At 72.7% G+C, this 8381-nt stretch carries 8 protein-coding genes; 1 reads left to right on the top strand and 7 read right to left on the bottom strand.

Going from position 1 to position 8381, the window contains the following annotated elements; all coding sequences use genetic code 11:
* Positions 1-40: 40 nt before the first annotated feature.
* Complete coding sequence (locus tag BGP03_RS04040) at positions 41-895, bottom strand: bifunctional methylenetetrahydrofolate dehydrogenase/methenyltetrahydrofolate cyclohydrolase (RefSeq protein WP_296369775.1); 855 nt, start codon at positions 893-895, stop codon at positions 41-43.
* Positions 896-1105: 210 nt separating this feature from the next.
* On the bottom strand, positions 1106-1705 hold the full coding sequence (locus BGP03_RS04035) for a pentapeptide repeat-containing protein (protein ID WP_296369773.1): 600 nt from the start codon (positions 1703-1705) through the stop codon (positions 1106-1108).
* Between the two features lie 133 nt (positions 1706-1838).
* On the opposite strand from BGP03_RS04035, the gene BGP03_RS04030 reads away from it, so the two are divergent.
* Positions 1839-2468 (top strand): GPR1/FUN34/YaaH family transporter, encoded by a 630-nt coding sequence (locus BGP03_RS04030; RefSeq protein WP_296369771.1) that lies wholly within the window; start codon positions 1839-1841, stop codon positions 2466-2468.
* A gap of 52 nt (positions 2469-2520) precedes the next feature.
* On the opposite strand, the gene BGP03_RS04025 is transcribed toward BGP03_RS04030, so the two are convergent.
* The 5 genes from BGP03_RS04025 to BGP03_RS04005 all read right to left on the bottom strand — a co-directional run bounded on the left by BGP03_RS04025 (position 2521) and on the right by BGP03_RS04005 (position 8325).
* Positions 2521-5895, bottom strand: coding sequence for an error-prone DNA polymerase (locus BGP03_RS04025; RefSeq protein WP_298800103.1), 3375 nt, complete (start codon positions 5893-5895; stop codon positions 2521-2523).
* A 31-nt stretch (positions 5896-5926) separates the two neighbouring features.
* Positions 5927-6451, bottom strand: a complete 525-nt coding sequence (locus BGP03_RS04020) for a L,D-transpeptidase (protein WP_296369767.1) — start codon at positions 6449-6451, stop codon at positions 5927-5929.
* Positions 6452-6547: 96 nt separating this feature from the next.
* Positions 6548-6877, bottom strand: coding sequence for a thioredoxin domain-containing protein (locus BGP03_RS04015; RefSeq protein WP_296369765.1), 330 nt, complete (start codon positions 6875-6877; stop codon positions 6548-6550).
* Positions 6874-7242, bottom strand: coding sequence for a MerR family transcriptional regulator (locus BGP03_RS04010; RefSeq protein WP_296369763.1), 369 nt, complete (start codon positions 7240-7242; stop codon positions 6874-6876). The genes BGP03_RS04015 and BGP03_RS04010 overlap by 4 nt, the downstream gene beginning before the upstream one ends.
* A 42-nt stretch (positions 7243-7284) precedes the next feature.
* Entirely contained in the window at positions 7285-8325 is a 1041-nt protein-coding gene (locus tag BGP03_RS04005) for a LacI family DNA-binding transcriptional regulator (RefSeq protein ID WP_298800101.1), read from the bottom strand.
* Positions 8326-8381 lie beyond the last annotated feature (56 nt).

The raw sequence follows: 8381 nt of genomic DNA, 5'->3' as shown, positions 1-8381 counted from the left end.
ATCGATGCTCACTCCGACAAGCTCCGTTCGGTATCGATGCTCACTCCGACAAGCTCCGTTCGGCTGCCTCCACCACGTTCGTGAGCAGCATCGCGCGTGTCATCGGGCCCACCCCGCCGGGCATCGGGGCGAGCTTGCCGGCCACCTCGACCACCTCGGGGGCGACGTCGCCGACGATGCCGAGGTCGGTGCGCGTCAGGCCCACGTCGAGGACGGTGGCGCCGGGCCGCACCATGTCGGCGGTGATCAGCCCCTGCACCCCGGCCGCGGCGACGACGACGTCGGCGCGGCGTACCTCCTCGGCGAGGTCGCGCGTGCCGGTGTGGCACAGCGTCACGGTGGCGTTCTCGGCACGCCGGGTGAGCAGCAGCCCCAGCGGACGCCCGACCGTCACCCCGCGGCCGACGATGGTGACCCGCGCGCCGGCCAGCTCCACGTCGTAGCGGCGGCACAGCTCGACGATGCCGCGCGGGGTGCAGGGCAGCGGCCCCGGCTCGCCCAGCACGAGCCGGCCCAGGCTCACCGGGTGCAGGCCGTCGGCGTCCTTGTTCGGGTCGATGCGCTCCAGCGCCGCGCCCGCGTCGAGGCCCTTCGGCAGCGGCAGCTGGACGATGAACCCGGTGCACGACGGGTCGGCGTTGAGCTCGTCGATGGCCGCCTCGACCTGCGCCTGCGTGGCGTCGGCGGGCAGCTCCTTCTGGATCGACGTGATGCCGACCTTCGCGCAGTCGCGGTGCTTGCCGCGCACGTAGGAGTGCGACCCCGGGTCGTCGCCGACGAGCAGGGTACCCAGGCCCGGCGTCGCCCCGGCGGCCGTGAGCTTCTCCACCCGCCCCGTGAGCTCCCCGAGGATCTCGTTCAGCGTCGCCTTGCCGTCCATCACCGTCGCAGTCACGGCCCCCATCCTCTCAGCCCGCCCGAACCCTCCCCCCACCCCTGCGAGTCGGCGGCTCCCCGCGCGCGAGTCGGCGGTTCCGGGTGGCCGTCCCCGGGCGACGGGCGGCGCGACCGCTGTCGGGAACCTGCCGACTCGCGCGCCCACAACCGCCGGCTCGCGCGCCCACAACCGCCGACTCGCGCGCTCGAAAGCGCCGACTCGCGGGGGTCAGGCGATGTGGAGGCCGTGGGCCGCGGCGAAGGCCAGCGCCTGCTCCGCGTCGACCGTCGCGCCGGTGAGCCGCGCCTGCACCAGGCCGTCCGCGCCGATGCGGGCGCCGCGCAGGTCGGAGTCCTCCAACCGGGTGCGCAACAACCGGGCCCCGGCCAGGTCGGCGCCGCGCAGATCGACCTCCCGCAGGTCGGCCTCCACCAGGTTCGCCTCCCGCATGCGCAGCCCCGAGAGGTCGGTCTTGCGGAGGTCGGCACGGCCCAGCGCGACGAGGGTGAGGTCGCAGTCGGTGAGCGTGATCGGGCGCAGCCGGCAGTCGATCAGGCTCGACCCGAGCAGCGAGCACCCGCGGAACTCCGACCCGCCCAGGGTCGCGTTCCGGACCGTGCACGTGCGGAACGCCGTGCCCCGGTGGACCGAGTTTCCGAGATCGGCTCCGGTGAAGTCGCACTCGTCGAAAGAGCACGATTCGGTAACGAGCCCCCGGAGATCGGAATCGAGAAAGTTGCACCTCAGGAAACGCCGCCGGATCCAGGGATTCTCACCGGCTGATAATTCAGAAAGATCAAGGTCCACATACTCGGCGTCGTCGTCCACCTGGGCAGCGTGCCATCCCGGTAGAGGGTCGATCCGGCCCGATCGGGCAGGTTCCCCTGCCGTGTGATCGCGCGCACAATGTCGACCATCCGGCGTAGCAGCCGGTCCCGCTGTCTCAACGAGGAGCCCGTTCATGAGCGTGGAGAGCGACGTCCAGTCTGGGGCACACGCCTCGGCCGAACCTGCTGCCGCGGCACCCGTAGCCAACCCGGCGCTGCTCGGATTGGCCACCTTCCTGCCCGGCGCCATCAGCCTCGGACTCTGGCTGGTCGGCTACCTGCCCGCCGCGTCGGTCGGTGGCATCGTCCCGGCGGTCGTGTTCTCGTCCGGCCTGTTCCTGCTGGTCTCGACCGTGTGGTGCAGCCGTATCGGCAACGGCCTGGTGGGCGCGATCTTCGGCATCTTCTCGGCGTTCTGGCTGAGCCTGGGCGTGCTGCTCGCCGCGGAGACCAACGGCTGGCTCGGCCTCACGGCCACCACCGGTGAGTTGCCGACCTACCTGATCTCGTGGCTCGTCGTCTTCGTCGCGCTGACGCTGGCGACGCTGCGCCTGCCGCTGGCCTTCACGGCGGGCTTCCTGTTCGTCGACATCGCGGTCGCGCTGGTGCTGGCGTTCGCCCTCTCCGGCACGGCCATCTACTCGACGCTGGCCGGCATCGCCGTCTTCGTCTTCTGCGCGATCTTCGCCTACATCTGGTTCGACGGGGTGGGCCAGGAGCTCGGCGGCAAGGCGATGGCCATGGGCAGCCCGATGCAGAAGTAGCTCTGCTCCTTTCCGAACGCCCTGCCGCATCCGCGGTGGGGCGTTCGGCATTTCAGCGGAAGTCGCGGGACGTCACCGGCACCGCCAGCACCAGCTTCTGCAGACGGTCGGCCACCAGGTTCAGCACGCCCTCCGGGCTGCGCTCCAGCCGCCCCCGGACGAGCAGCGCGGCACTGCCGATCGCCACGGTGCGGTAGCGCGCCCACAGCCCCTCCGAGCAGGTGACGTTGAGCATGCCGCTCTCGTCCTCGAGGTTGACGAACGTGACGCCCTTGGCGGTGGCGGGCCGTTGCCGGTGGGTGACGAGCCCGCCCACGAGCACGCGGGGCGGCCGCAGCTCGGGATCGCTCGGGGCATCGAGCGACGCGAGCCGGTCGATGCGGACCGCACCCAGGCCGTCCAGCTGCGCGCGCAGGTGCTGCATCGGGTGGCTGTCGGGCGAGACGCCGGTGGCCCAGACGTCGGCGACGGTGAGCTCGGCCGCGGTGAGCCCGGGCAGCGCGGGCGCGTCGAGACCGACGGCGGTGCCGGGCAGGTGCTCCGACCGCACCGACGCCACCACCCCGGCCGCCCAGAGCGCCGACCGGCGGTCCACTCCGAAGCACCCGAACGCACCGGCCGTGGCCAGCGCCTCGGCCTGCGGCACGGTGAGCCGGACGCGGCGGGCGAGGTCGGCGAGGTCGCGGAAGGGGCCGTGCCCGTCGCGCTCGGCGTCGATGCTCTCGGCCAGATCCAGCCCGACGCCGCGCACCTCGGCGAGCCCGAGGCGGATCGCCTGCCCGCCCTCGCTGAGCGCGTCGGCCTGCAGGATCGCCTCGGCCCGTCCGTGGTTGACGTCCGGACCGCGCGCGAGCACCCCGTGCCGGCGGGCGTCGGCCACCAGCGACTGCGGCGAGTAGAAGCCCATCGGCTGGGAGTTGAGCAGGGCCACGCAGAACGCGGCGGGGTGGTAGAGCTTGAACCAGGCGCTGTAGAACACCAGCGCCGCGAAGCTGATCGAGTGGCTCTCCGGGAAGCCGAAGTTGGCGAACGCCAGCATCTTGCCGAAGATCCTGACCGCCTCGTCGTCGGGCACGCCGCGCTCCGCCGCACCGTCGAGGAACCGCCCGCGCAGGGCGCGCATCTTCTCCTCCGACCGTTTGGAGCCCATGGCCCGGCGCAGCTCGTCGGCGTCGGACGGGCTGAACCCGCCCACGTCCACGGCGATCTGCATGAGCTGCTCCTGGAACAGCGGCACGCCGAGCGTCTTCTCCAGGGCGTTCTTCAGCAGGGGGTGGTCGTGCTCCCACGGGGCGCCGTGGCGGCGCTGGATGTAGGGGTGGACCGAGCCGCCCTGGATGGGACCGGGCCGGATCAGCGCGACCTCCACCACCAGGTCGTAGAACCTCGTCGGGCGCAGCCGGGGCAGGGTGGCCATCTGCGCGCGGGACTCCACCTGGAACACACCCACCGAGTCGGCGCGGCAGAGCATCTCGTAGACGGCGGGGTCGTGCTCCCCCAGCTCGTGCAGCTCGATCTTCTTCCCCGTGTACGAGGCGACGAGGTCGATCATCATGTGCAGCGCGGTGAGCATGCCCAGCCCGAGCAGGTCGAACTTGACCAGCCCCGCGGACGCGCAGTCGTCCTTGTCCCACTGCACGACCGTGCGGTTCTCCATCCGCGCCCACTCCACCGGCACCACCTCGGAGACCGGGCGGTCGCAGATGACCATGCCGCCGGAGTGGATGCCGAGGTGGCGGGGGAAGCCGAGCAGCTGGGTGGCCAGCTCGCTGACCTGGTCGGGCATCCCGTCCACGACCGGTGCCGCTGTGCCGATGACCGCTCCGCCTGCGGTCCGCGGTGGCCAGCGCTCCACCCGCTTGCTCCACGCGTCCTGCTGGCCCGGGGAGAACCCCAGCGCCTTGGCGACGTCGCGCACCGCCGAGCGCGGCCGGTAGGTGATCACGTTGGCCACCTGGGCCGCGCAGCCGCGCCCGTAGGCGTCGTAGACGTACTGGATGACCTCCTCGCGGCGCCCCGACTCGATGTCGAGGTCGATGTCGGGGTAGCCGTCGCGGTCCGGGGACAGGAACCGCTCGAACAGCAGCCCGTGGCGCACGGCGTCGACGTTGGTGATGCCCAGGGCGTAGCAGACCGCGGAGTTGGCCGCCGACCCCCGGCCCTGGCAGAGGATGTCCTCCCGGCGGCAGAACTCGACGATGTCGTGCACGATCAGGAAGTAGCCGGAGAAACCCTTGTGCTCGATGATCGCCATCTCGTGGTCCACCATCGCGACGGCGTCGGGCCGTTCGGCCTCGCTGCCGTAGCGCCGGATCCGGCCGCACGCCACGAGCTCCCGCAGGTGCGCCTGCGCGGTGCGACCCGGCGCCTCGAACGACGGCAGCTCCGGCGCCACCAGCTTCAGCTCGAACGCCAGCTCCCGGCCCAGATCCGCCGCCTTCGCGACGGCGCCGGGGTAACGGCCGTCGAACCGGGCCGCCATCTCCGCCCCCGAGCGCAGGTGCGCGGTGCCCGCGGCGGGCAGCCAGCCGTCGGCGTCGTCGAGGCTGCGCCGCGCCCGCACCGCGGCCAGCGCCGTGGCCAGCGGGAACCGGGCCGCGGTGGCGTAGTGGGCGGCGGTGGACGCGATCACCGGGAGGCCGGCGTCGCGGGCCAGCGCGGCGAGGGCGTCGTTGCGTTCGGTGTCGGTGGGCAGGCCGGCGTGGGTGAGCTCGACGGCCACGTGGTCGGCGCCGAACCGGTCGCGCAGCCACCGCAGCTCCCCGGCGGGATCACCCCCGGCGGCCAGCGCCTGGCGGACCGCACCCTTGCGGCAGCCGGTGAGCGCGAGCACGTGCCCCGCCGTCTCCCCGACGACCTCGTCGAGGTCGTAGACCGGGCGTCCCTTCTCCAGCCCGCGCAGCTGGGCGGCGCTGATCACGCGGCACAGCGCGCGGTAGCCGACGGGATCGCGGGCGAGCAGCAGCAGGTGGGTGCCCTCGGGATCGGCCACCCCGTTCTGCGGCGCGGTGAGCCCCAGTGACAGCTCGGCCCCGAACACCGTGGCGATGCCCAGCTCCCGCGCGGCGTCGGCGAACCGGACCACCCCGTACATGCCGTCGTGGTCGGTGAGCGCGACGGCGTCCAGGCCCAGCCGGTAGGCCTGCTCCACCAGCTCCTCGGGGTGGCTCGCGCCGTCGAGGAAGCTGAAGTTGGAGTGGCAGTGCAGCTCGGCGAAGGGGACCCGGCTGGTCGGTTCGACCAGCGGCGGCGGCTCGTAGGGGCCGCGCTTGCGCGACCAGGCCGGGCTGTCACCGCCGTCGGCCTCTCCCAACCGCCGGAGGCGGCTCCGTGTCTCAGCGCCGGTCAGGCTGGAGCCGTCACGCGGGCGCCCGGACAGCGCCGCTTCCAGCTCGCTCCACGGTACGTCCGGGTTGCTCCAGCCCACTCACACAGTCGAACACACGTTCGACGTCAACTCAACTCTCGTCGTGCACCTGGACCTGGTCGCCGACCTTCAGGTAGTCGTAGAACGACCGGGAGTCGGTCATCGACAGGTGCACGCAGCCGGCCGAGAAGTTCTTCAGGCTGCCCTCGTGGAACGCCACGCCTCCCTTGGTGAAGAACACGGAGTTGGGCATCTTGGCACCCGCGAACTCCTTGCTGACGTGGTTCTTGTCCTTCCACAGCACCGAGAACGTGCCCACCGGGGTGGGCTCGTCGGCGGAGCCGGGCATCATCGGCACCGGCCCGCCGATGACCTTGCCGCCCGAGATCAGCCACGCCTGGTGGCTGGCCAGATCGACGCACGCCTTCGCCGTGACGGTGCACGGCGTGCCGTCCACCAGCTGCGCGTCCCCGGCCGGAGCGGCCGGGGCCGGCGCCGTCGCGGGAGCCGCCAGCGCCGACGGCCCTCCCAGCAGCGTGCCCGCGCCGACCGCTGCCATCGCCGCCGCCACACCCGCTGTGCGCCCCAGGTGTGACTGCTTCCTGTGCTTACCCATGACCCTACGGACGTGTCCGAACGCCCCGGGTTGCCCGGCCACACCGCACGATCGACCGGGTCGCACGATTCGTCCGGAACCCGGAGGTGATCTATCTCATACCGAGGCCGGGAGGTGCTCCGCGAGCATCCGCAGCAGCACCGCCTTGGGCTGGGCGCCCACCACCTGCGTGGCCGGGCGACCCCCGACGTACAGCGTGAGCGTCGGCATCCCCAGCACCCCGGCCGCGCGGGCCGTCACCGGGTTGGCGTCGACATCGAGCCGGGCGACGACCAGCCGGCCCTCCTGCTCGGCGGCGATCTCGCGCAGGACGGGCAGGATCATGCGGCAGGGCGGGCACCAGTCGGCGGTGAAGTCGACCAGCACGGGCCGCTCGGCCCGCAGGACCAGCTCGTCGAAGGTGGCGTCGGTGACGGTGACGATCACGGGATCTCCTCGGTGAACTCGCAGCGGGGAGCCATCTGGGCGACGATCTCCCCTCGGACGGCGTGCAGGCGCGCGATCCACTCGTCGACCTCGGCGAGCTTGCGCCGGTGCACGGCCAGCGCGGCCGGGCAGCTGGACCCGGTGGGGTGCCCGGCCCGCAGGCACTCGACGAACGGCCTGGTCTCCTCCAGGGCGAACCCCAGCTCCACCAGGGACCGGATCTCGGCGACCACGCGCACGTCGTGCTCGTCGTAGTCGCGGTAGCCGTTGGCCCGGCGCCGCGCGGGCAGCAGGCCCAGCTCCTCGTAGTGCCGCAAGGTCCGGGCACTCACCCCGGCCCGCCTGCCCAGCTCGCTGATGCGCACGTCGGAGACGCTAAACGTTGACACCGACGGCAACGCCAGTGATCAGGGGGGCGGGATCTCCCCCGAACCGCGGCGGATCAGGGTCGTGGGCACCAGCCGCACCTGCGGCGGGCTCGTGTCGCCGTCGATGCGGGCGAACAGCAGCCGCGCCGCGATGCTGCCGATCGCGGTCACGTCCTGCGCGACGACCGTGACGGCCGGCGAGAGCAGGTCGGCCAGCAGGAAGTCGTCGAAGCCGACCGCCGCGACGACCTGTTCCAGCCCCAGCCGGCGCAGGGCCCGGATCGCGCCGATCGTCACGCGGTTCTGGGCGGTGAACAGGGCGGTGGGCGGATCAGCCCGGCCGAGCATCGCCGTGACGACCCCGTCCGCCTCCGCCGGCGTCCGCACGTCGTAGACCACCAGCGAGGGGTCCAGCGGCAGCCCGAGTGCCGCCAGCGCGTCGCGGTAGCCCGCGTACCGCTGCCGCGCGGTGGGGATGGTCCGGCGGTCGCCGAGGAACGCGATGCGCCGGTGGCCGGAGGCGGCCAGGTGCCGCACGGCCTCCTCCGCCCCGACCGCGTTGGTGGCCAGCACCGAGTCCACCGCCAGGCCGTTCGGCTCGCGGTCGACGCAGACGATGGCGGTGCCGGTCCGCAGTTCCGCGGCGAGGTGGGACTGGTCGTCACCTGCCGGGGCGAGCAGCAGACCGTCGACGTGCCGGGCGCCGAACTGGCGGGCCAGCGTCCGCTCGCGGGTGGGGTCCTCGTCGAGGCTCGCCGAGAAGACCACGACGCCGCGCGGCACGGCCTCGTCCTCCACCGCCCGCTGTACGGCGGCCGAGAAGGGGTTCGAGACGTCGTCGAGCAGCAGCCCGATCGAGCCGGTGCGCCGGTCGGAGCGGCGCAGGGTGCGGGCGCCGACGTTGGGCCGGAAGTCCAGGTCCTCGATGGCCATACGGACGCGTCGCTCCAGCGCGGGCGACACGCCGCCCTCCTCGTTGACGACGCGGGACACGGTCTTGAAGCTGACGTCGGCACGTTCCGCGACGTCACGCATGGTGGGCCTGCGCATCCCGGGCGCCGAGCCAGGTTCCGCACCCATCGGTCCCCCCGGTTCACCCAGTCATCGACGCCGATGACGGAACGCATGGTGGGCGA

The sequence above is a fragment of the Pseudonocardia sp. 73-21 genome, from assembly GCF_001899645.1.
Lineage (GTDB): Bacteria > Actinomycetota > Actinomycetes > Mycobacteriales > Pseudonocardiaceae > Pseudonocardia.
The sequence above is the reverse complement of the archived record's forward strand: the minus strand, read 5'-3'. Positions and strand labels throughout refer to the sequence as shown.

Bases quoted from the DNA above. Each gene is read 5' to 3' on its own strand.
- BGP03_RS04020 (WP_296369767.1), bottom strand. From the start codon at position 6,451: ATGGGTAAGCACAGGAAGCAGTCACACCTGGGGCGCACAGCGGGTGTG.
- BGP03_RS04030 (WP_296369771.1), top strand. From the start codon at position 1,839: ATGAGCGTGGAGAGCGACGTCCAGTCTGGGGCACACGCCTCGGCCGAA.
- BGP03_RS04005 (WP_298800101.1), bottom strand. From the start codon at position 8,325: ATGGGTGCGGAACCTGGCTCGGCGCCCGGGATGCGCAGGCCCACCATG.